The organism is Xenococcus sp. PCC 7305 (genome assembly GCF_000332055.1).
Classification (GTDB): domain Bacteria; phylum Cyanobacteriota; class Cyanobacteriia; order Cyanobacteriales; family Xenococcaceae; genus Xenococcus.
On record NZ_ALVZ01000227.1, the window covers coordinates 84,823 to 106,305 of the forward strand.

18 protein-coding genes and 1 pseudogene are annotated in these 21,483 nt (G+C 40.7%); 6 read left to right on the forward strand and 13 right to left on the reverse strand.

Annotated features, from left to right (window positions below; all coding sequences use genetic code 11):
* Window positions 1–23: 23 nt before the first annotated feature.
* Both XEN7305_RS30430 and XEN7305_RS23115 read right to left on the reverse strand, forming a co-directional pair.
* Window positions 24–443 (reverse strand): annotated as a pseudogene (locus XEN7305_RS30430) (type II toxin-antitoxin system VapC family toxin).
* Window positions 430–687: a hypothetical protein gene (locus XEN7305_RS23115; protein WP_006511958.1), complete on the reverse strand. Its 258-nt coding sequence runs from the start codon at window positions 685–687 to the stop codon at window positions 430–432. The pseudogene XEN7305_RS30430 and the gene XEN7305_RS23115 overlap by 14 nt, the downstream one beginning before the upstream one ends.
* Window positions 688–881: 194 nt before the next feature.
* On the opposite strand from XEN7305_RS23115, the gene XEN7305_RS23120 reads away from it, so the two are divergent.
* From XEN7305_RS23120 to XEN7305_RS23130, 3 genes are all read left to right on the forward strand, one after another.
* The gene (locus XEN7305_RS23120) at window positions 882–1,175 is read left to right on the forward strand and encodes a DUF433 domain-containing protein (protein WP_006511959.1); all 294 of its coding nucleotides are present in this window, start codon (window positions 882–884) and stop codon (window positions 1,173–1,175) included.
* A gap of 2 nt (window positions 1,176–1,177) precedes the next feature.
* A complete protein-coding gene (locus tag XEN7305_RS23125) occupies window positions 1,178–1,516 on the forward strand; it encodes a DUF5615 family PIN-like protein (protein WP_006511960.1) in 339 nt (112 codons plus the stop codon).
* A 169-nt stretch (window positions 1,517–1,685) separates the two neighbouring features.
* On the forward strand, window positions 1,686–3,176 hold the full coding sequence (locus XEN7305_RS23130) for an IS5 family transposase (RefSeq protein ID WP_006511961.1): 1,491 nt from the start codon (window positions 1,686–1,688) through the stop codon (window positions 3,174–3,176).
* A gap of 83 nt (window positions 3,177–3,259) precedes the next feature.
* On the opposite strand, the gene XEN7305_RS23135 is transcribed toward XEN7305_RS23130, so the two are convergent.
* From XEN7305_RS23135 to XEN7305_RS23165, 7 genes are all read right to left on the reverse strand, one after another.
* Entirely contained in the window at window positions 3,260–4,606 is a 1,347-nt protein-coding gene (locus XEN7305_RS23135; protein WP_006511962.1) for a Mur ligase family protein, read from the reverse strand.
* A 91-nt stretch (window positions 4,607–4,697) separates the two neighbouring features.
* Window positions 4,698–5,363, reverse strand: a complete 666-nt coding sequence (locus XEN7305_RS23140) for an HAD family hydrolase (RefSeq protein ID WP_006511963.1) — start codon at window positions 5,361–5,363, stop codon at window positions 4,698–4,700.
* A 39-nt stretch (window positions 5,364–5,402) separates the two neighbouring features.
* Window positions 5,403–6,662, reverse strand: a complete 1,260-nt coding sequence (locus XEN7305_RS23145) for a plasmid pRiA4b ORF-3 family protein (protein WP_006511964.1) — start codon at window positions 6,660–6,662, stop codon at window positions 5,403–5,405.
* A 112-nt stretch (window positions 6,663–6,774) separates the two neighbouring features.
* Window positions 6,775–8,496 carry a cytochrome c biogenesis protein ResB gene (locus tag XEN7305_RS23150; protein ID WP_006511965.1) on the reverse strand — a complete coding sequence of 574 codons (1,722 nt, stop codon included), beginning with the start codon at window positions 8,494–8,496 and terminating at the stop codon, window positions 6,775–6,777.
* Between the two features lie 222 nt (window positions 8,497–8,718).
* Window positions 8,719–9,324, reverse strand: coding sequence for an aminoacyl-tRNA hydrolase (gene pth, locus XEN7305_RS23155; protein ID WP_006511966.1), 606 nt, complete (start codon window positions 9,322–9,324; stop codon window positions 8,719–8,721).
* A 189-nt stretch (window positions 9,325–9,513) separates the two neighbouring features.
* A complete protein-coding gene (locus XEN7305_RS23160; protein ID WP_006511967.1) occupies window positions 9,514–9,735 on the reverse strand; it encodes a DUF2811 domain-containing protein in 222 nt (73 codons plus the stop codon).
* A gap of 465 nt (window positions 9,736–10,200) precedes the next feature.
* Window positions 10,201–10,902, reverse strand: a complete 702-nt coding sequence (locus tag XEN7305_RS23165; protein ID WP_006511968.1) for a Crp/Fnr family transcriptional regulator — start codon at window positions 10,900–10,902, stop codon at window positions 10,201–10,203.
* A 336-nt stretch (window positions 10,903–11,238) separates the two neighbouring features.
* On the opposite strand from XEN7305_RS23165, the gene XEN7305_RS23170 reads away from it, so the two are divergent.
* Together XEN7305_RS23170 and XEN7305_RS27055 are read left to right on the forward strand one after the other, a co-directional pair.
* Entirely contained in the window at window positions 11,239–12,204 is a 966-nt protein-coding gene (locus XEN7305_RS23170; RefSeq protein ID WP_006511969.1) for a hypothetical protein, read from the forward strand.
* A gap of 177 nt (window positions 12,205–12,381) precedes the next feature.
* Complete coding sequence (locus XEN7305_RS27055) at window positions 12,382–15,837, forward strand: CRTAC homolog protein (protein WP_006511970.1); 3,456 nt, start codon at window positions 12,382–12,384, stop codon at window positions 15,835–15,837.
* Here the strand turns inward: XEN7305_RS27055 and XEN7305_RS23180 are convergent.
* The 4 genes from XEN7305_RS23180 to XEN7305_RS23195 form a co-directional block, all read right to left on the reverse strand.
* The gene (locus XEN7305_RS23180; RefSeq protein WP_006511971.1) at window positions 15,834–16,568 is read right to left on the reverse strand and encodes a hypothetical protein; all 735 of its coding nucleotides are present in this window, start codon (window positions 16,566–16,568) and stop codon (window positions 15,834–15,836) included. The two genes, XEN7305_RS27055 and XEN7305_RS23180, sit on opposite strands and share 4 nt — an antisense overlap.
* 343 nt (window positions 16,569–16,911) lie before the next feature.
* A complete protein-coding gene (locus XEN7305_RS23185) occupies window positions 16,912–19,443 on the reverse strand; it encodes an alpha/beta fold hydrolase (RefSeq protein WP_006511972.1) in 2,532 nt (843 codons plus the stop codon).
* Window positions 19,444–19,473: 30 nt separating this feature from the next.
* Window positions 19,474–19,929, reverse strand: coding sequence for a VOC family protein (locus XEN7305_RS23190; protein ID WP_006511973.1), 456 nt, complete (start codon window positions 19,927–19,929; stop codon window positions 19,474–19,476).
* A 36-nt stretch (window positions 19,930–19,965) separates the two neighbouring features.
* On the reverse strand, window positions 19,966–20,781 hold the full coding sequence (locus XEN7305_RS23195; protein ID WP_006511974.1) for an inositol monophosphatase family protein: 816 nt from the start codon (window positions 20,779–20,781) through the stop codon (window positions 19,966–19,968).
* Between the two features lie 218 nt (window positions 20,782–20,999).
* Between XEN7305_RS23195 and XEN7305_RS29195 the strand changes: the two genes are divergently transcribed.
* Window positions 21,000–21,149: a hypothetical protein gene (locus XEN7305_RS29195; RefSeq protein WP_158500440.1), complete on the forward strand. Its 150-nt coding sequence runs from the start codon at window positions 21,000–21,002 to the stop codon at window positions 21,147–21,149.
* Window positions 21,150–21,483 lie beyond the last annotated feature (334 nt).

Below are 21,483 nucleotides of genomic sequence, written 5' to 3' on the forward strand. Positions count from 1 at the left end.
AAACTTCCTGCATTATTTAGTCATTAAAGAGCTATGAGAAGATTTTCGAAAGGATGATTTTGTTTCCAGCGATAGGTATTAAAGTCGCGCTGATCTACTGAAAAAATCCGTCCATGGCCTAAGTGTTCTGCCAAAATAACCAAGGAAGCATCAGCCAAATCCATTGGAAGATCTGCATATTTTTCCATTAATTGGCTAATCCGAGAAGTATGATAAACTTCTAAATTGAAGACAGAAAACAATCCCTAGTTAATACTATTTATAAATAAAGTTTGGACTGCTACTACTTTCCTTTTCAGCAAAAGATAGCAAGTTTCCGTCACAACACACCAGGTTGTAATTAAAGGTTCATTGTATTATTTCAAAGCCTGTTTTGTTCGTTGATGATAAGTATCTTTCTGATCGAAAAGAGCTAGCCAAAATCCTGTATCAACTATTATCATATTTGGATGCTAATGTATCAGCAAGAACCTCTTTGTAATTAGTCGATAAATCTTCTTCCACAGAACAAAAGCCAATCAAACCAATTTCCTCAAATTTTTCATAGGTACTTTTTCCCTCCTGATTACTTTCTGTCTCTGATTTTGAGTAACATTTTTTCAGTAGCTGAATAAAATCGAGGAGTATGATTTTGGCTTCCTCTGGTAACGTGTCAATATCCTGATATATTTGTTCAAATTCAGACATTTTTAGTAACTTCTAAACTCGTCGATAGTTTTTCGATTCTGATCTGATTGTACTTTAAGAAGCTTGAGGAAGAAGTTTCAGGCTTTGCCGCGATCGCATTTTAATAATCTTCGAGCCATGTTCAAGTAAGCTGTAAATATAATTTCGGCGAAATCTATTGGTAAACTAGAGACAAAATCAATTCCATTATTTCTATGTCTGCCACAGCTGTATCTCGTTATGTGACTCGAAATCCTGAAATTTTGAGTGGAGAGCCGATTATTATCGGTACTCGGACATCTGTACGGGCTATTGTCGGTTTGTGGCGATTAGGCATTATGCCAGAAGAAATTCTGAACCATTTGCCTCATTTAACCCTAGCTCAAGTTTTTGATGCTTTAAGTTTCTATCTCGATCATCAAATAGAAATCAATGAATATATTGAGCGAAATCAAGTACCTGATGAATTAGTTCATATTTCTGTAAAAGCAGCTTTAGATGAATCATAATCATGCTGGCAACACTTTACACCGATGAAGATATGTCGGCTTTGGTCGCTACACTTTTAAGAGCTCGTGGTTTAGATGTGACAACTGTTCCCGAACAAGCAACTCTTGGTAAGACCGACAATGAGCAACTAGAATTCGCAACTTCTTTGGGTAGATGCCTCTTAACTCATAATCGAGTCGACTTCGAACGATTACATCTCAAATATATGGAGCAAAATAAACAACATCCTGGGATTATTATTGTTCCTCAGAAAAATGCCTATGAAGTTGCTCGACGCATTGGTGTTTTAGTAAGTTCATTAAAGGCTAATGAAATTAAGAATCAGTTGTTATATGCCTAAAGCTATACCCTTGTTGATGAAATAACCTAATCGGAAAATCTACCTTAAGTAGGGTTTGCTGAGAAAGAAAAAACCATTAGCAGATAAGGTTTTCAGAGACTAAAAGATTAGTAAAGTGTGAGAAAAATCGCTAAAATACCTCAAAACCCTTGCACTTTATACTTGGACAATGTACCGAATTAATAGTGTAGCTAAGAGTAAAGTAAGCAACTTTAATCTACAGACGACAACTCAGCTAGATGAAAATAATAGATGGGTTAAACTAGCAGAACTAATCCCCTGGTCAGAATTGGAAACAGAATATGCCAGTCAGTTTAGTAAGAAAATGGGGGCTCCAGCAAAGCCCTTTCGCATGGCGTTGGGAGCATTAATCATCAAAGAGTATCTCGGGACAAGCGATCGAGAAACCGTAGAACGAATTAAAGAGAGTCCTTATCTACAGTATTTTCTGGGGTTACCAGGATTTATCAGCCAAGCACCATTTGAAGCATCGATGTTCGTCTATTTTCGGAAACGATTGAATCAGGAATTAGTCGGAAGAATCAACGACAGAATTGTCCTGAATCTAATGCCGAAACAGCAGAAGAAAAAACCAGAACAACAGAAAACAGAAGAAAATACGCCAAGAGAATCACAGTCGCCGCAAAATCAAGGGAAATTAATTTTAGACGACAGTTGTGCGCCAGCAGATATCAACTATCCCACAGACTTGAAACTCTTGAATCAAGCTAGAGAGCAAACAGAAAAGCTCATAGATAGATTGTATGAACAAGTGAAACAGAAGCTAGATAAGAAACCCAGGACATATAGAAGAATTGCAAGAAAAGACTATTTAGAACTAGCTAAACAACGCCGACCCAAGAGAAAAAAACTTCGTCAAGCAATTCGCAAGCAACTATCTTATCTCAAAAGAAATCTAGCTCATCTAGATGCACTAGTCGCCGCAGGAGCCAGCTTATCAGAATTAAATCCGCAGAATTATCGTTTGTTGTTAGTCATCAATGAATTATTTCGACAGCAACAATGGATGTATGAGAATAAAACCAACCGGATTGATGATCGCATAGTAAGTTTAACTCAACCTCATCTGCGTCCGATTGTCCGAGGAAAAGCCGGAACTCCAGTGGAGTTTGGCGCCAAAATTTCTGTGAGCTACAGTGATGGCTATTGTTTTCTCGATCATCTCAGTTGGGACAATTTTAATGAATCACTAGACCTTGAATCACAAGTACAGAAGTATTATCAAAGATTCGGTTGCTATCCCGAATCACTTCATGTCGACCAGATTTATCGCACTAGATCCAATCGAGCTTGGTGCAAAAAACGAGGAATTAGGCTGAGTGGGCCACCTCTGGGTCGTCGACCGACAAATCGTTCACCAGAGCTGATCCAACAGCAGCGTGAAGATGAAAAATATCGCAATGCCATCGAGGGCAAATTTGGCCAAGCCAAGAGACGCTTTGGTCTCGGTCGGATTATGACAAAGCTTTCTGATACGTCTGAAAGTAGCATAGCGATTACTTTTCTAGTCATGAACCTTGAACAGTTGCTTAGGCAGCTTTTTCGGCTATTTTCTTGTCTTTTGATAAATAGCTTGTTTTTCTGGCAGTCTGTTTCGATTGTCCAAGTTCAACAAAGACAATTAAGGCTTAGATTTTAATATCTATTAAAATAGGTTAATACTTTTTCAGCAAACCCTAAGTAAACTATCTGAATGGCACGAAAGAAAACTACCTGTCGTGTCTATAATATTTTTCTGCCGACTAAAGCTTCTCTCACTTCCAACATTGCCGAATAAGTTGGCAGAATATGCAAGGTTTCTTCCTTCTTGGTTAACTCCAAAGAAGTCGCGATCGCAGCTCCCAAATCTTCCTGAATAATCAACTCAAAATTTGTATTCTCAGCCCCAATCTGCTCGCAACTATATTGTAAACGTAATGCCATATCAAAAAAGCGATCGCCACTAACAATCAACTTGCCACCAGTCGCTACCAACTGCTCGGTATCCACATCCCAAATCCAGGAAACATCAGTGCCATCAGGAATGCGATCGTTGAGCACCAACAAAGTTACCGCCGCTTCTTTGGTCTTATTAATATCATTCACGGCTCGAATAGTTTCATTCATCCCCACAGGATTTTTGGATAATAAAATACGCACCTGTTTATCATCAATAGTTAACTCTTCTGCTCTGCCAAAAGCAGCTTTAAAGTTACTAATAGTTTGAAAAATATCTGGCTTAGCAATCCCAAATTCTTGAGCTAACAATCCCGCGGCGATCGTATTATATTTATTGTAAACTCCGATCAGAATCTGGCCCCAGTCCTTGCTATCAATAGCCGTTGCATTTTTGGCAAAACCACAACTAGGACATTCATAATCGCCCAAATGAGATAAATAAACTCCTTGGTAGTTCAATAAAGTGCCGCAGCTAGGGCAATAAATAGAATCAACTGCATGGGGAATTTCTTCTAAGTATAAATTTGGTTCGCTTAAGCCAAAAAATAAAACTTTTTGCGTTAAATTTTGTCCCAGATAATTTAAAGTCGGATCATCAGCATTCAAGACAATTGTTGTGTCCGTAGGTAAAGGTGCGATCGCTTTTTGCCATCTTTGAGCGATCGTATCAACTTCCCCGTATCTATCTAACTGATCGCGAAATAAATTCAAACCCAAAATATATTTCGGCTGGCAGTCTTTCAATACCAAAGGCAAAATATTTTCATCAACTTCAAGAATGGCATAATCAACATTCAAGTTCCCTGTAAGATCAGTATCAACCAGCAAAGCAGTAATCAAACCATTAATTAAATTTGCACCACTAGAATTATGGGTAACTCGATAGCCTTGGTCTTCTAAAATAGTTCTCAAAAGCAAAGAGGTTGTGGTTTTACCATTGGTGCCCACAATGAGAATTACCCCTTGCTTAACCTGCTCAAACATCAGAGGAAGTAGACGAGGATGTAAGCGACGAGAAATTTCCCCAGGCAACACAGAAGCCGCACCCAAGCGTAGCATTTTGACCATTCCTGTAACGGTTTTTGCGACACCTACGGCTAAACCTAAACGAATTCGATCTACCAGTTGCATTTCTCTTATCCTTTCGACTTGGGATTAATTCGGCTTCAGCCTATCACTTTTCTCCGATTTTCGTGGAACTGATGCTTAATCCCATAGAAGATTAGTTATTGTGAAGGAGTTTATCGATTAATTCCGCAACGCCATCTCCGCTATTTTTGGTCATTATCCAATCGCTACAATCTTGGAGCACTGGCAAAGCATTGGCAACTGATACGGACAATCCAGATAGTTTCAACAGCGGAAGATCATTTTCGCCATCTCCGACTCCTACAACTTGCTCTGGAGTTAAATCCATTTGGCTGAGGGCAGTTTGTAATCCTGAATATTTGTCTACACTTTCTGGCAATAACATCACTGTGTGTTTATTTAAGTTAACTTGCCATGATAAACCTAATTCTGCGATAACTTCCGCTGTGGTTTGTCTGTTGTGAACCCAAGTAGAAAAAATAGATTGTCCGATAAATAATGGCTCAACCTGTCGTTGTTGGAGGGCTTCAATGAGAGAATTAGGAGGGGTTTCACCAAGTAAAGTTGTTTTATTTTCGGTAGGAAAAGAAATTAAAGCTCCATTTTCAGCTACGATACAGTCAAAGGTTGAGACTTCTGGGAAAATATCGTAGAGGTTATCTAGTCGTCTTCCCGTCACCATAATCAGTTTGCGACCTGTCTCTTGCCAGCTTTTTAATGCTAAATAGGTGGATTTTTCAACTTTGCCTTCTGTCGCGATCGTGCCATCATAATCGGTTGCTAATGCTTGATAGTACATGATGTGGTTTTAGAATTTTAGTTAATACAGATGATTAAGTTACTCATAATTATCTGCTTCTTGCCAATTTTCTTCCTCCCAATCGGGATATTGAGCTGGAGCTTTTCCTCTGCTTTCAATGATTGCGCCATAGTCAGTTCCCGAATCATTTACGGTGATTTTCTCTAATTGGATCTCAAATTCCCACCAATCTCCAAAGTCAAAGATATAGGTCATGATTTCACCTTCTTTTAAAAATAAATCAGCGATACAAACTTCATCCGTAGAAGGAGAACCACTAGCATAGGGATGACTTATATCGACAGTGCAACCAAGCTGATTTTTGTAACGAAACATATCTAGATGGTCAGAATCAAAATCAACCGATTCTAATATCAATCGACTAAGAGTTTCTAATGTCATTTGACTAGAAATGGCAACTCGCCGCCAGATTTTTCCGAGAGAAACCTTAAATGTATAAATACCAGGGATTTTCTCTGCTTGAGATAGGGTGAGAATGTTTTGCCATTCGGGAAAATATGGTTGTAAGATCGGTTGTAATTCTCCAAAGGACATTAGGGAATTTTCCGGAGATTCCCAGATCATTTTTTCTCCAAAAAAAGCATGAGCAAATATTTGGGTTACAGCATCTCCTAAGGGCAGCTTCTTGATTTTTTTAATTCGATAACCTTTGCCTGCTTGAGGTTTGCCATATTCTATTTGCACGAATCCAAATAGTTTCATTAATGCCAAATTATGGGTTCCCGGCAAATGGTTTAACCATTTTTGTTCAGCATAGTCAGGGATTCTTTGCTCTTTTTCAGTGCTGAAATTCCAATATTGCAGACATTTGGCTCCTTCATTGAAGTTATTATGTCCTTCTCCCAACATCTCATCATTAGCCCGAATCAACCAAGATTCGAGAAGATTGCAGTAGCGTTCTGTGGGGTTAAAATTTTTCCAGCAAGATAGCAATTCGGAGTTAATTTTTAAAAAAGCTTTTTTCCCACGATGTTCAATTTGTCCTAAGCCAGAAGCTCTTAGGAGAAGATAAAGACCATTAATTGGGGGATAGGATTTTTGTTGCGGACGCTTAAGATTAGTTGTAATTGGTTCGCTGAGACTTTGATTAAGCTCAGCTAGGGTCTTCATTGGCAGCAAATTATGTTTACCACTAACTGGAATTCCTTTCTGACCAATAAAATCGAGCAAGGTCTGAAAATCCCGCAGGATACTCCCTGGTTCTGTTTCTGTAATTTTCTGTTGCTTCAAAAGAGCGATCGCGTCTTCTGACAAGGGTGGCAATCCTTCAGGAATCATAGTTGTCTTAACATCTCCATGACACTAAGGTTTCGATCAAATTCTATTGCGTCATGGAGAAAGTCTTACTGAAAGATTCACGAATCTTTGTCTTGTAAATAGTTGAAGACAATTAACCTTCAGTAGTTCCTAATTTCTTAAACTTTTTACTTAAAGCTGGAGCATAGAACATAATGGCAATCCCCGAGACGACTAATCCCGAACCGAGCCAGGTTAATGCTGTTACCCAAGTAGGTTCCCGTTTTACCTGCAAAGTGGATTGTCTTAGATCACCAGGATTCCAAGAAGCTTGGGCAATTTTCCAGCCCTTGTACCAAGTCGGATGATTCATCCAAACATCCCTTTCTTCAACAAGATTTTCTTGCTGATCTGCGATCGCGATTTTACTGGTCCACATAGCCACTGATTGGGAACCTTCATTGCGATCGACGATAAAGTCTTCTAGTTTAACCGCAAAGGGCAGTTCAAAAAAATTGGGACTAAAGGCAGCATAAATTTCTCCTTCTGGTTCTGCGATCGCAGTTGGTTCTGCCCAAGGTAACCAGGCTTCTGTCCCGGCAGGAGTTTTGACTAACAAAGCCGCAGCTCCTTGGATATTGGGATTTTGCGTGGGAACTATTTCCCGTTCGATTTTGGCATTGGGAATATATTCAGCTAAGGTAATTTGAAAATCTGCCCAACCAGGGGTTACTGATTCTCCCACTGCATATTCCCCAGAGGCGAAACCCTTAGAGGATTTGGCTGCATAAAAAAGTTGATCATCTTGACCGACAATGACTTTGAAGTAATCTGTGACTTGAGGTGGTGCTACTTGATAAGCAATCTCTAAATTGGGAATTGCTGCTCCTGAAATAGAAGCATGAATCGGTGAAAAATCGGGATTGCCAAAGACAAACCATCTTTCTAAACTGTCTTCGGTGGTAACTGCTAATAGAATCGCAGGATTATTGAATTTATCCGAGGCAGAAATTGGGCGATTGTTGGCATCAAGGCGAAAATCAGGGAAAAAATCTAGGACTTTTACCTTTAAATCAGCAATTTCTACGGCATTGTCTTGATTTTCTTTAAGGTCAAAAGATCCTGAAGCTATCTCCGATGTAACAATCACTTCTCCCCAAGGATGTTCTCTGGGGACAGGAGGAGCTAAAAGTTTTTCTAACTGAGATTTACTCTCGGCTTTAATAATGTCTAATTCCGCAGGGCCTATTTTGACAGTATTGTAACCATTAGGTGCAACAGCTAAAGAGCGGTTAACTGTTTGACCCATGCGATCGCTATGTAAAGCCAAAGTAACAGCAGGATTGGCAACGGCCGCACCCTCAATAAAATTAACAGTTTTTACCGTACTGTCGCTGTAACCTTCTAATTCTAAACCTGCAACAAATCGAGGATTAACCGAACCATCGTCTTTAATAAAAATATTGCCCCTTTCGATTTCTCCATCAGGATTGAGCACTTCTAAGACATCTCCCTCGATTCGCACGCGATCGTTATAACCCGCATCAGTTCTGACTAGTAGCATGCCTTCTACTCCTAGATGGATCACCGCAGCAGAGCCTGCTATCAGGACAATTAAACCAAAATGAGTTATGGCAAAACCAATCTTTCGAGGGCCTCGCCAAGGATAGCGAGACAATGCCGACAAGCCAATATTTAGCGCGAGCATAAACATCAGTGCGCCAAACCAAGGACTTTTATATATTTCCTGCTGGACAGTAGTTGTGCCCACCTCAGACTCATAAAAGGTTGCCCAAATCAAAATACCGATAATGATACTGAGTAGGGGAACTGCTAATTTAATTGAACTTATAAAGCGAAAAATTCGGTCAAACATTATATTTAAAAGGAAATAGGGAACAGCGAATAGGGAATTGGGTAAGTTTTTAATTCCCCAGTCTCTCGGTAGGTTATGTTAAAACTCTTAGTTTCAAACCAAATGTAGTTTAATAGTACAAATTATTGTAATGAATAATCTAGATGTTGTGACGACGTTTTAGTTCAATGCAGTATTGACAGCTCCCTATCTATTTGAGGTTCTAATTGTAGGACTTAATTTTCAATTTTCAATTTTCAATTGCTTACTGTTATAAATATTCATCGCTTTCTCCACACCTTCTTTGAGGCTTTTCTCCACAGCCTTAACCGAAATATCTAACATTTCCTCAATAACTTTCTGCTCTTCTGGGGCGAACTTTCCCAAGACATGACCAATCGTTTGCCTTTTCCCATCAGACTTGCCAATACCAATCCGTAACCGAGGAAAATCCTGCTTACCCAGATGAGCAATAATCGATTTCATCCCATTATGTCCGCCAGCAGAACCCGATCGCCTAATTCTCAATCTGCCCACGGGCAAATCCATATCATCGTAGATAACTAATACAGAATCTGGAGCTATCTTATACCAGTCAATAACGGCTCTTACTGCCTGTCCAGACCGGTTCATATAAGTAAGAGGTTTGAGTAAACGCATTTTACTGCCATAGGGCGACACTCCCTCAGCAACTAGTCCCTGAAAGCGTTTGTTTTCCCTCCAAGAAAAACCCCAAGTCTTGGCCAAGCTATCCACCGCCTCAAAGCCAATATTATGTCTGGTCTGATCATATCTAGATTCAGGATTCCCCAACCCAACTATAAGTTCGGGGACAATTAACTTACTCATTTATTTAAAGGATGAAGGATAAAGGATGAAGGATGAGGAAAATGTAAATTCAGAGGCAATAAGGCAATAGATTAATAATTAACAATGAGTAAAGTGAATAATAACAAAGGATAGAGTAAATTCCTCATCCCTCATCCCTCATAATTCATCCCTTATTACTTCCCTCATCCATCTGCCCTCTGCCCTCATTTAATATTGTTGAAATAGGGTTTCAAGATACACTTTTGCACAAGCACGGTGGTTTTGGGAAGAATCTTCAGCTTCGGAACTGCTATTTTGTAATAGAAATAAAGACAATGCTGCGGCAAAAACCCGATCCTGATCCCAATTGGGATGACTTTCCAAGTAACTTTTGAGGGATTGGTGAATTTCCTCGGGAATCTCTGCCAAAATGCTAACGGCGGATTTCATATTAATTTTCGGTTGCTCCTGCTAGTAAAATAAAAATTTTAATTTCTCTGCGATCGCCTATGGCCTTCCTGGGCAAAACAATATTTTTTAGTTTTTTTTGGGTAAAATAATTTTGCACTTTCTATAGGGTAGGTTGGACTATTCTCGTCTAGAAGGGGGTGGGTTTGTCAATATTGCAAAATATTAATATTTTTTTGATGGTCGTTGTAACTTAACGAGACAATAAGCCTTTAAGGGTATTTTTTGTTACCTTTGTTTACAAAGACGGGGTTTGCAATATCGTTGTAGAGCCAAAAGAATAAAATCCCCCGTTAGTTATGGAAAGAATGATTATCTCGTTCTTGCCTGTGGAAAAGTCTGGGTAAAATGGGGAAAAACCTGTAAGTCTTTGTGGAAATGGTGGGGAATCTATGGGGTAAAAACCCTGTAAAAAATAAGAATTGATAATTTTACGGATCTGCTAATTTAGCGATCGCTTTGTGGATGGGGAAGACAAATTAGGCTATCATTGCGGATTAGGATTAGCCCCTGACGTCGCAATTTCCCCATTAAACGAGTTACTGTCACTCTTGTCGCCCCAATTATACTACCAATTTGGGCGTGGGTGAGCAAATAGGGAAGATAGTAGCCGTCTTCTCCCAGTTGACCATGTTCTTTTATAATCACTTTTAAAAAGCTTAACAAACGGTCGATAGTTTTTCTTTGACCTAAAGCCATCAGTAACAATGAGCGATACTGATTTTGCGATCGCAGGCTCTCATAGACTTCTTGGCGAAAATTTGTCCAATTCTCTAAATCCTGCCAATATAGCCAAATCACATGGGTGTCATCCCAATGAGCATAGGCTTGGACTTTAAAATCAGACTGGGCGGCAATTTCAAAAGGCTTGCCGGCACTAACAAACCCCAAAAAATTATCTTGGGGGAAATCGCTGTCGGATTCTGCACCATGGGAAATCAACTCGTCTTCGTCGATGATCGGAGATTGATTTGTCCCTACTAGACGAACTGCCCCTTGAGTCACTAGATAAAGCAAACCTGAGCGTATAGGAATTAGTTCATCTTTACGAAAAAGGCGGTCACGATAATGAGTTTGCCCCCATTCTGTGATTTTTTGCCATATGAGAAAAGGACGTGATGCCTCGGGAGAATTATCGGAAAATTGCATGGCTAATCTTGATGCGCGGGAGTAATAAAAAATAGAGAAGAAGCATTGATTTGTAAGCTTTTGGGTTATGGCTAACTGTCAGCTTATTTACGCCCACGGCTTCTGGGAAGATATAGAGAATTAAAACGAAGGCAGAAGAATGAAGGCAGAGGGCAGAAGGTAACAAGCATAGTGAGAGAATTAGACTCACCAATATGTCCTATTCCACTTAAAAACGTGGGGGTTGTTAAACCCAAGGGATAAGGTAGAAGTACATTTAGCCTTCTGCCATCTGCCCTCTGCCATCTGCCTTACGGGCGAAGCCCAGTTAAAAATAAGAGATGACGACAATTTCTTATGAGTAACAATGTACCAAAAAACAAGTTTTTTTCTCGATTAATACAATTAGATTTAACCTCAAATAAAGTATCAATTAGGCAAATCATACGTAAAAATTTACAAGCAACTATTGCAACTTATCAAATAAACAACGGCAATATCCTCAATACTAATCAAATTATTAGCTTATTATCAGACAAAATAGCTCTGCAAAATAGTCCTGATTTTTCACCCTTAGTTTATTGCTCTGCCATTACTTTTCCTCTAGCTAATATATATAGTCTGTCCCCTGCCCAAGTTGGCCAAGAGTTGGTTTCTTTATTAGCAAGCAAGCCTCAAGCATCAACTAGGACATTAAAGCTGCAATTGACCGCAACAGTACTTACGAACGGATTGATCGAGTTTGCCCTTTGCGATCGCTCTATTGGTTGGTGGCTAGCGGGAATTATGGACTGGGGAGATGGGGGAATGGGGGAATGGGGAGTTGGGGAAATGGGGAGTTGGGGAGATGGGGAGATGGGAGAGCAGAATTTGTTTCCTGTGCAATATGTTCATCACCGTTGTCGTTCTATTTTGCTCTTAGGAGAACGAGAAGGTCTAATTACCTTAGAAAAGGGCAAGTACACAACTAATGCTTGGAAAATTACCAATCCGAATCTTTTTGAATATTATTGGGGTGAAAATCTTAGTTGTTATTACGAAACCGCAGAAATTTATTTATTGCAGCAAATATCTCTCATCATTGATTATTTTTGCGATCGCGTCCCTGATAAATCTTTGAGCAGTGACAAGGTTAAAAACTCTCAAACCTGGGTGCAATTAAGTTTGAATTTAAGCGATGCTGGCCTCAAATTTTTAGCTGCTTGTCGCATTTTTGGTTCGGTCGCTGTGGAGCAACGCCAATTGGCGATCGCAAGGCTGGGATTGATTTCTATTGTGCAATCTTGTTTGTCATTAGGAAAGAAAAATACTTCAAATATGTAAAGCTAAGAAACCTTTTCGACATAGTTTCTTCGCGATAACTTAAATAATAAATAAATTGCATATTCAGATAATTCTTCTTTATCTAAAAAATATTTCAGTCAGATTTGAGAATGTTATTCTTTGATACTAATAGCTTAAATAATTATTCATAATTGATTATTCATTATTAGTATTCTTATGGTTTTAAATAATAACTCTTTTACAGATATTACCGAGCAATCTGGGATAGTTTGGTCGCGCGATCGCGGAGATGAAGCCATAAGTGTTGCTTGGCTAGACTATGATAAGGACGGACTTCCTGACCTTTGGATTAGTGGGCATGGTTACAATAATGAAGCACCCAACTCATTATTTGTGAATGAAAAATATCCCGTGCTTTATATCAACAATGGGGATGGTACTTTTACCAATCTCTTTGATGAAGACTGGCGCAGTGGATTTGGCGGAGATACCCATGGAACGAATTGGGTTGACTTCGATAATGACGGCGATCGCGATGTTTTAGTAAATAGTGGTGGTCAATTAGGTAACGGTCAAGGACAACCTAATTACTTTTTTGTTAACCGCAACAGCAATACAGGAATTCTTACCGAAGAAAGTGTCGAAAAAAATGTTGTTTATCAAGTCGGCAGAAGTCGCGCTTCGATTTGGTTTGATGGCAATGGGGATGGCCTCCTAGATTTTGTTAATTTAGTAGCGGTTCGAGAAGATGGACAAGGGCCCAATGCCTATTTTGAACAACAAAGTGATGGTACTTTTGTTGATCGGACGAATGCTGTTGGTCTAGACCTGGGAGCTTCTGCTCGTTATGGTCAGCTGGCAGATTTAAATGGTGATGGTAATCTGGACTTAGTTATCCAAGGAACCTATCAATTTCCCCTAGAAGTTTATGATATTTCCTCGGGCAATGGCTTTGTCAATATTACCGATGACTTTAATTTTCCTCTAACAAGTGATCTCCCGAATAACCCCACCGAAGATTTTCAAGATCACGAATCGGCTAGAGACTCGGTTATTGCTGACTTTAATGGTGATGGTTATAACGATATCTTTTTAGTTCGCTCTTTAGTAAAAACAGATCAACCCAGCATTTCGCAAAACAATAATCGGATTGTTTCTAGCGATTTGATTCTACGCAACCCTGGCACTGAAATCGGTTATAGTTTCCAGACCAGTGGCACTGTGGCGATCGACTTCTTTAATCTGAGTGGTACGGCAGCGAGAATTGCCCCCTCAGCCATCTTCATTGGGGCATCAGGACGCAACCCAACAACTGCGGAATTAGAAGCTTTTGTCAATATCAGTTCCGCGACCACAGGAACTGCTGTGAGCAATGACAATCCCCAAACTTCTGAAGTGGACCGCGTTGCTGCTTTGGCCTTAAATCCTAATAGCACTGGAGTGACAGGAACTCCCACTGATAGATCTCAAAGAGGAGTTTACATTAACTATAATCCAGGATCTCAAACCTGGGAAATTCGTCTCAATTCCAACAATCCAGAAAGTATTCGTTCTGCAGTCGAATCGACTCAAAATATTACTAATCTCAATCCAATTGGCTTTACCAATGTCGATCCAACGGACAATGCCTTAACCGATCAACTATGGATATTTAACCCTAATAATAATCAGTTTATAAATGCAAGTGCAGCTGCGGGCCTAAATACCCCAACCCTCGGCCAATCGGTAATTTCTGGAGATTTTGATAATGACAAAGATCAAGATCTATATGTTGCTAATGCCTATTCTTCTTTTGATCAGCCCAATGTCCTCTATGAGAATTTAGGAAATGGCACTTTCCGTACTGTTCCTCAAGCCGGCGGTGCCGCAGGTACTTCTGTCGGTTTCCATTGGTTAGACTTTGAGGTCGGCTCGAAGCTGGCAACTAGTGACTTTAACAATGATGGAGCCTTAGATATCTTTGTGGGTTCAACAGTCGGCCGTTCTCCTCGCAAAACCTATTTAGGAACGCCTTCTCAATTACTCGCCAACTCCGGCAACAATAATAATTGGTTGCAAATTGCACTTCAAGGCACTCAGTCCAACCGTGATGGTATTGGTGCTCAAGTTAAACTAACATCTGGGGGCACAACCCAACTTAGAGAACAAAATGGTGGTACTCACAATTTTGCCCAGAATGATACTCGTCTTCATTTTGGCTTAGCGCAAGATTCTCTGGTTAATAATATTGAAATTCAATGGCCTTCAGGAATCACTCAAAACCTCAACAATATTTCTGTTAATCAAATCCTCAATATCGTCGAACCTTTTGCTAATAATATCTTTGGCGATGCCGGCAACAATTTATTAGGCTTGGGTTTCAGCACGGGCAAAGCCGATAAAATCGATGGTCTCGAAGGTAACGATACAATCAATGGTTTTGGTGGTAATGACAGCATTATTGGTGGAGCTGGAGCCGACAGTATTTTTGGTTCTGAAGGAGCAGATACCCTCGAAGGCGGCGATGGCGGAGATACTCTCAAAGGGGGTGATGATAACGACCTAGTTTATGGTGGCACCGGTTACGATCTTCTAGAAGGCAATGATGGGGATGATACTCTCTACGGCAACTTAGGAAATGATTTCTTAGTCGGCGGCATGGGATTCGATGAGCTGAATGGTAATGAAGGCCAAGATACCATCAATGGCAATGGAGGAGATGATCTAATCGACGGTGGACTAGGGAACGATCGCATTATTGGAGCCAATGGTAACGACACAATCAAAGGTGGCGCTGATACTGATGAAGTCTTCGGTGGCAATGGTAACGACCTAATCGAAGGTAATGAAGGGGGCGACATTCTCAATGGAGATGCTGGTAATGACACGATCTTTGGCGGTAAGGCTCCTGATATTGTGCGGGGACAAATCGGCAATGATCAACTACATGGGGGCACAGAAAACGATACTCTAATTGGGGGAGAAGGTACTGATACTCTGTTTGGGAATGCTGATAATGACTTTCTCATTGGGGAAGGTGGTACCGACTATCTCTATGGGGGCATTGGCAATGACAATCTCCAAGGTGGTAATGGTAATGACCAAATTTTTGGTGGAGCAGGCAACGATCGCATTATTGAATCTGGTGATATCAATTTTACTCTGACAAATACTCAACTAACAGCTCGCGGCACCGATACTTTCACCGAGATTGAATTAGCTCAGCTCAATGGTGGAGGTAGTATCAATATTTTGAATGCCACAGCAGTTACGCAACTTAAAGTGACCTTAGATGGTGGTGGTAGTAATGACACACTTCGGGGCGGTGCTAATGATGATGATCTGATTGGGGGAGCTGGCTCAGATCGACTTACTGGTAATGGAGGCAGCGATCGCTTTGTTTATCTTGGTTTAAATCAAGGTGGCGATACGATTACTGACTTTACTTCTGGGGTTGATGCGATCGCCATTTCGGCGGCCGCCTTTGGTGCTGGGTTAACAGTTGGGACTCTCAGCGCTAGTAAGTTTGTGGTTGGCACAGGAGCGACAGACGCAGGCGATCGCTTTATTTATAATAATAATACCGATAGATTATTATTTGACGCCGATGGCACGGGCTCTATTAATGCTATAACGATTGCTACTTTCAATGGCAATCCCACTCTTAATAGTGGCGATATTGAAATAATTTAACGCATTAGATTAACAGTAGGAGTATCAGTTTTTTGATGCTCCCAAGCTAGTCTGGTGGCAATGATTAAACAATAGGAAAAAGCAATAATAAATGCGCCTTCGGCAAAAATTTTCGGAATTTCTTCTAGAGTTTTAAACCAGTTATGCAGGAAGTTGATTTTTTCAGGATCTGTCATGAAAAGTGATAAGACTTCTCTCTTATGGCTAAGCATATCCAGCAGGATAGTGAGAAAACACAGAATAAACCCTGTGATAAACCATCGAGAAGACGCAGCAAAATTTTTGAACTCAGATTTAAACTTATTCAAGAACCAGATTCCGAAAACTGCATAGAATAAGATAATGAAATCGTCTATTCTACCTGTCAAGCCGTCTTCACTTAAACTAAAAAGTCTATGAAAGGCAACATCTAAATTTTCGTGAATGCCAAAATGTTCATCAGCAGCGAGGAAGATAAATCCTCCAGTCATAATTTGCCACAATCTATGAGGCTGTTTTTTATTTTGCAAAGATGAACCTTTATTTACTCTCAGAAGACTAATTTTCCAACATAAATAGGCGATAAATAATAATTGAATGACAGAAAGCCAGGTTATATAACCACCTTCATCAAAATAACGCATGGGATTACGCTCAAGCAAAATTGCTCTACCAACAGCAGTTGCAATCATCAAGCTATCAATTCCCAATACCCAAAATATTGTTGATTTGAGAGAAAAGGATTTTCGCATAATAATTTGACTATCCAATATCAAGATTTTTAGAATAGTGATTTTTTGTTCACCCTGATTTGTGTCACTCTAATTGATTAGGTAACGTCAAAATTAATAGCAATGATAACCTAAAGATAAGCAAAGGTTAAACTAAGAAACATTTGAAAACCAAGACTTGGCAATTTATTTACTCGCAAAGATTAGGTGTTGGGTTTTAGGTGGTAGGTTTTAGGTTAAAAAAAGTCATATTTTGACATTCTGCCCTCTCTCTTGGTGAGCGTTCCCTTGCGCCTGACGGCGGCGCGGGGTCTCACCGCTGCCCTCTGCCTTCTGCCTTCTGCCTTCAATGACGAAGTCCTGGTCACCGGTTAAAACAATACTCCAAATCGTTTAATTCTTCAGCAAATATTGAGCTGAACCATTTATCTCTAACTTCTTGAGCTGATGTTTCTAACAAAAATCCATTAATTATTGTTTGCCACTCGGGATCGTTATTGGGCAAAATTAATCCATAGAAATCGCAAGTTAGAGGTGCCTTGGGTTGTATACTGTAATTACTAACAGGTAAGTTTTGACGTTTTACTTCTGCGAAAGTTAAAATACCATCGCTGGCAAAGGTGTCAATGCTTCCTTCTGTGACGGCTTTGATCGCATCGGCTCTTCCTGCTAAGCCCTCAAAATAAACTAGCTTAGCCTGAGGATAGTTAGTTTCGATGAAGTATTCAGTAGTTGTATCTTTCAAAACACCTACTTGCAGACCTTCGAGAGTTAGATTGGGATTAATTTGATCTTGGTTCTTCTTTTGACTAAGAAAACGAGTTCCTGATACCCCAATGGGATTAGAAAAAGTGATCCCTTCAATATCTTGGCGGATTGTATTCGGGCCACATTCAAGCTCGACGGTGTCATCTTGAATCAAAGAATAGCGATTTTCTAGGGTCGAGGGAATCTCTGCTAATTCTATTCCTAAATCTAAATCTAGTTTGTCGGCTAAATGATTTTGCAGCGCTACTGCGAGATCACTACAGTAACCAGTCCATTGCTTTTGACTATCTATATAACCAAAGGGTGCAGCATCACGGCGCATTGCCAACTTAAGGACTCCGGTGCGTCGAATTTGTGCGAGAACCGTCTCGTCCCGATCAACCACTATGGTCTCCTCCACCGGCTCAGGAACCACAGGAATTGGTGGTTTTTTGCCATAGGCTGTTGCTAGTTCTTCAGGGGTTAAAGACTGAATCATATCAAGACTCATCGCATTTTCTTGACTGATGCTCTGAGCATAGGCAGAACTTAAATAGGGTAAAAATTCATCGCGATCGCGCAGATAAGCTTCAAAAAAGGCAATGCTTAATCCTTTAAAATAGCGCTGTCCTAATTCTTGACTTTCTCCCAGGAAAAAAGCAGGTACGGATGCTGATGCCTCATCACTGGGATCGCTGATCACAAAGTGAGTTCCCGGTTTAAATAAGGCTAAATACTTGGGTTCTGATTTTATCCACACAAAAGGGTGAATCTGTTCTAGTACCACAGGTGTTACTAAATCATGACTACCAGCAGTCATTAGTAGGGGCATATCAATTGTACTCATGCCTTCTGGCCCAAAGATGCCACTGGTCAGAGGATGAGCTGCGATCGCGGCTTTAATTCTCGGATCCCCTAACGTATCTTTTTGCGGTGGCAAATATTTGGCTCGACATTGGAGATACAGTGAGGAATTTAAAATGATTTGATCCTGATCACAAGTTTCGAGTAAACGAGCATGATCGATATTTGCCCCTGCTAAAGAAAGGGCAGTAGTCGCACCGAGGGAATAGCCCAGAATCCCAATTTGTTCTAAATTCAGCAGCTTTGACCATTGGGAGTCAGAGGCTACTAATTCTTCTAATTGATCGATTAAAAAAGAAATTTCTTGGGGACGATTGAGAAACTCAATGGGACTGAGCAAGGTATTCAGTCTTCCTTCGAGATAGGTTTCGCGATAGGATAGGTCACTACCAATATGATCTGGTACCAAAACCACGAAGCCATGGGAAGCCAAATGCTCGGCAATGAAAACGAAATTCTCTTTAACCGCACCAAATCCGTGGGACATAATGACGACGGGTGCCGTTTCGCTCAATCCTTGGGGAATATAGACATTGACAGGGAAATCGTAATTAACAGATAAACCGGTGTTAGTTTGACGCAAAGCGGGATTCGTAACCGTGAGAGTTTGCTCTTTAAAGTCATAGCCTCCCCGTTGGCTCAAGTCTGATAAGTTAGTGAGATCTATATCAGTTTGGGATGCTGCCTCTGTTTGGGCTTTAGCGATGATCGCATCAACAGCAGCTCGATTATAGTCTATATAAACCCCTAAGAATTTTCTGATTTCGAATAGGTTTTGGACATTAACTTCAATGTTTTTGGTGGGAAATTGAGCGATCGCATCGAGAATAGTCCACCCTTCTTCATCTGAATTGGCAGCCGCCCCAATTAATGCGGCTCTCAACCCATAAAATCCATTGCGATTAGGAGTGTATTTTACTAGTTTTCCGACTTGCGCGATCGCATCCCGACCGAGGGGAGAATAGCTTAGTTTATAGGTTTGTACAACATCCAAGGGTAAACGTCGCTGAAGCCCCTGGCGTAATTGCGCCATCATTTGGTCATCTAAAAACAAAGCAAATAATTTGAGATCCCCAGTTATTTCTCCGGTTTCGGCAAAGATTTCGAGAGATTCCAATGATAAGGAGACCATTAACGGACCATCCACATAAAACCGAATCGCTTCAGCACTCAAGCTTGGGGCGGCGGTGAATCCTTCAAACACAGCTCCAGCAGTTGCCATCAGACTAATAGAAGTAAGGCTAAAAATAAATCTCGATAATCCTTTGGTGAATTTTGCAATCATCTTTATAACTATGTTTCTGCTGTTTTATAACTATGTTTCTGCTGTCCCGTCAAGCATCTTCTGAGCTAACATCTGAATTTCAGATGATGTCATATCTTGCAAATGTTTTGTGATCCCCCACTCGTGACCAAACGGATCGCGCACACGAGCAAATCTTTCACCCCAAAACATATCGGTCGGCTCCATGAGAATCTGCGCCCCGTTTTCGATCATTTTGGCGACCATGGCATCGCAGTCATCGACGTATAGATGAATGGCAACGCTGGTAGCACCTAATGATGAAGGACTTGGGGAACCCCCATGTTCGGGCAACTCCTCACTCAAAAAGAACCGCGCACTACCAATTTGAAACTCGCAGTGCATGACTCGACCGTCTGGCATGTTCAGCAAAAGCGTTGGAGAAGTGTCAAAGACTTGGGCATAAAAATCAACAGCCTCTGTAGCATTGCTAACACTGAGATAGGGGACAAATTCTAAGGTTTTCATCGTAAAGTTTGCCAAAGTTGAATACTCATTACTTAATCACGAATACAAATCTGCTGGTAAACGGGGACTTTCGAGTAATGCCTGACTAAGACTATCGTGGATCTTGCTGTTAGTTACCAAAAGACGACCTGATGAGATGTCTACAGGGCTGTTATCATAAGCTGTGACTAATCCGCCAGCTTCTTCTACGATTACAATCCCTGCTGTAATATCCCAAGGACTTAAACCCCTTTCCCAATAACCATCCAATCTTCCGCACGCGACATCAGTTAGATCAATAGAAGCTGCGCCGCTACGACGCACACCCTGAGTTAGATGAGTGAGATAGCAAAACTCGGCATAATTATTATCAGTAGTTTCTCGGCGATCGTAGGCAAACCCCGTGACCAAAATTGTATTCTTGAGTTGTGCTGTCTGCGATACCTGAATCGGACGATGATTAAGCGTTGCTCCAAAACCCTTAGCCGCGCGGAATAATTCATTACGAAAAGGATTATAAACTACTCCCACTTGGGGAATGCCGTCAATCATCAAGCCAATAGAAACGGCTGAGACAGGATAACCATGGGCATAATTAGTTGTTCCATCCAAGGGATCGATCGCCCAAAGATATTTAGCGTCATTTCCGCCCAAGGTTCCCGATTCCTCTGCTAGGATCTGATGACCAGGAACATGGCGATTTAGCACTTTTAGGACTATAGCTTCTGCTGCTTTGTCAGCTTCGGTCACTAGGTCACCAGAACGACCTTTCTCTTGAATATTCTTAAGATTACGAAACTTATCTTGTAATACAGTGCCTGCTTCCAAGGCCGCTTCGCTCGCAATATCTAAAAATGCCTGTAATTGACTCATTGTAATAATTTTAATAACTAGTGTTTACTGATAACTGATCAGACAATATAACAACCGAAAGCTTTATAGATAAAGGAATGCAATACCCCTCAAGGTAGCACTGATCTAAATTTGTCTTATATTTCTCGAATTTGTTATGCATTATTTTAACTCCGGCTTTCCCTTTTTTGACGGCTCTATGTTTACCATTGGAGAGGAACGACCTCTAACGGTCATAATTGCTTGCGATCGCAGAAAATCAAATCGAATCTGATGCTTGGCTCATTGCTAAGCTAAACAACCGCCTCAATGATGCGATCTTTGCCAAGGGGAAACATGATAATGCGATCGCGAAAAGAATTGTTTCAGATTTTGCTGAAGTGGGATAATTTTAATAGCGAAGATCTTAACGGGCCCTACCAAGGAATCTGGGACTTTGTTGTTGTTGCCAACCCTTTCTTTTCTCCCACCAGTACCAGCGCTAGAAACGCAGGCTACTCAGCTCAGTTTGGCCAGGTAAGCGTAGTAAGCGATCGCCCGGTGGTTACGCACCCTTACTAGAGGTTGGTGTCGTAATTTCTCAGTACACAAATCTCGTCTTGAGGACAAAATGAGGCTGCTAGTGGACGCGGGCGTAAATAAGCTATCTATCAACGAAGGGCAAAAAGCTGATGTATCAAGACTTATTACTCATTACTTATTACTTATTACTTCCGCGCAGCG

Coding starts and splice junctions, on each gene's coding strand:
- XEN7305_RS23115 (WP_006511958.1), bottom strand. CDS start 687: ATGTCTGAATTTGAACAAATATATCAGGATATTGACACGTTACCAGAG.
- XEN7305_RS23120 (WP_006511959.1), top strand. CDS start 882: ATGTCTGCCACAGCTGTATCTCGTTATGTGACTCGAAATCCTGAAATT.
- XEN7305_RS23125 (WP_006511960.1), top strand. CDS start 1,178: ATGCTGGCAACACTTTACACCGATGAAGATATGTCGGCTTTGGTCGCT.
- XEN7305_RS23130 (WP_006511961.1), top strand. CDS start 1,686: ATGTACCGAATTAATAGTGTAGCTAAGAGTAAAGTAAGCAACTTTAAT.
- XEN7305_RS23135 (WP_006511962.1), bottom strand. CDS start 4,606: ATGCAACTGGTAGATCGAATTCGTTTAGGTTTAGCCGTAGGTGTCGCA.
- XEN7305_RS23140 (WP_006511963.1), bottom strand. CDS start 5,363: ATGTACTATCAAGCATTAGCAACCGATTATGATGGCACGATCGCGACA.
- XEN7305_RS23145 (WP_006511964.1), bottom strand. CDS start 6,662: ATGATTCCTGAAGGATTGCCACCCTTGTCAGAAGACGCGATCGCTCTT.
- XEN7305_RS23150 (WP_006511965.1), bottom strand. CDS start 8,496: ATGTTTGACCGAATTTTTCGCTTTATAAGTTCAATTAAATTAGCAGTT.
- pth (WP_006511966.1), bottom strand. CDS start 9,324: ATGAGTAAGTTAATTGTCCCCGAACTTATAGTTGGGTTGGGGAATCCT.
- XEN7305_RS23160 (WP_006511967.1), bottom strand. CDS start 9,735: ATGAAATCCGCCGTTAGCATTTTGGCAGAGATTCCCGAGGAAATTCAC.
- XEN7305_RS23165 (WP_006511968.1), bottom strand. CDS start 10,902: ATGCAATTTTCCGATAATTCTCCCGAGGCATCACGTCCTTTTCTCATA.
- XEN7305_RS23170 (WP_006511969.1), top strand. CDS start 11,239: ATGAGTAACAATGTACCAAAAAACAAGTTTTTTTCTCGATTAATACAA.
- XEN7305_RS27055 (WP_006511970.1), top strand. CDS start 12,382: ATGGTTTTAAATAATAACTCTTTTACAGATATTACCGAGCAATCTGGG.
- XEN7305_RS23180 (WP_006511971.1), bottom strand. CDS start 16,568: ATGCGAAAATCCTTTTCTCTCAAATCAACAATATTTTGGGTATTGGGA.
- XEN7305_RS23185 (WP_006511972.1), bottom strand. CDS start 19,443: ATGATTGCAAAATTCACCAAAGGATTATCGAGATTTATTTTTAGCCTT.
- XEN7305_RS23190 (WP_006511973.1), bottom strand. CDS start 19,929: ATGAAAACCTTAGAATTTGTCCCCTATCTCAGTGTTAGCAATGCTACA.
- XEN7305_RS23195 (WP_006511974.1), bottom strand. CDS start 20,781: ATGAGTCAATTACAGGCATTTTTAGATATTGCGAGCGAAGCGGCCTTG.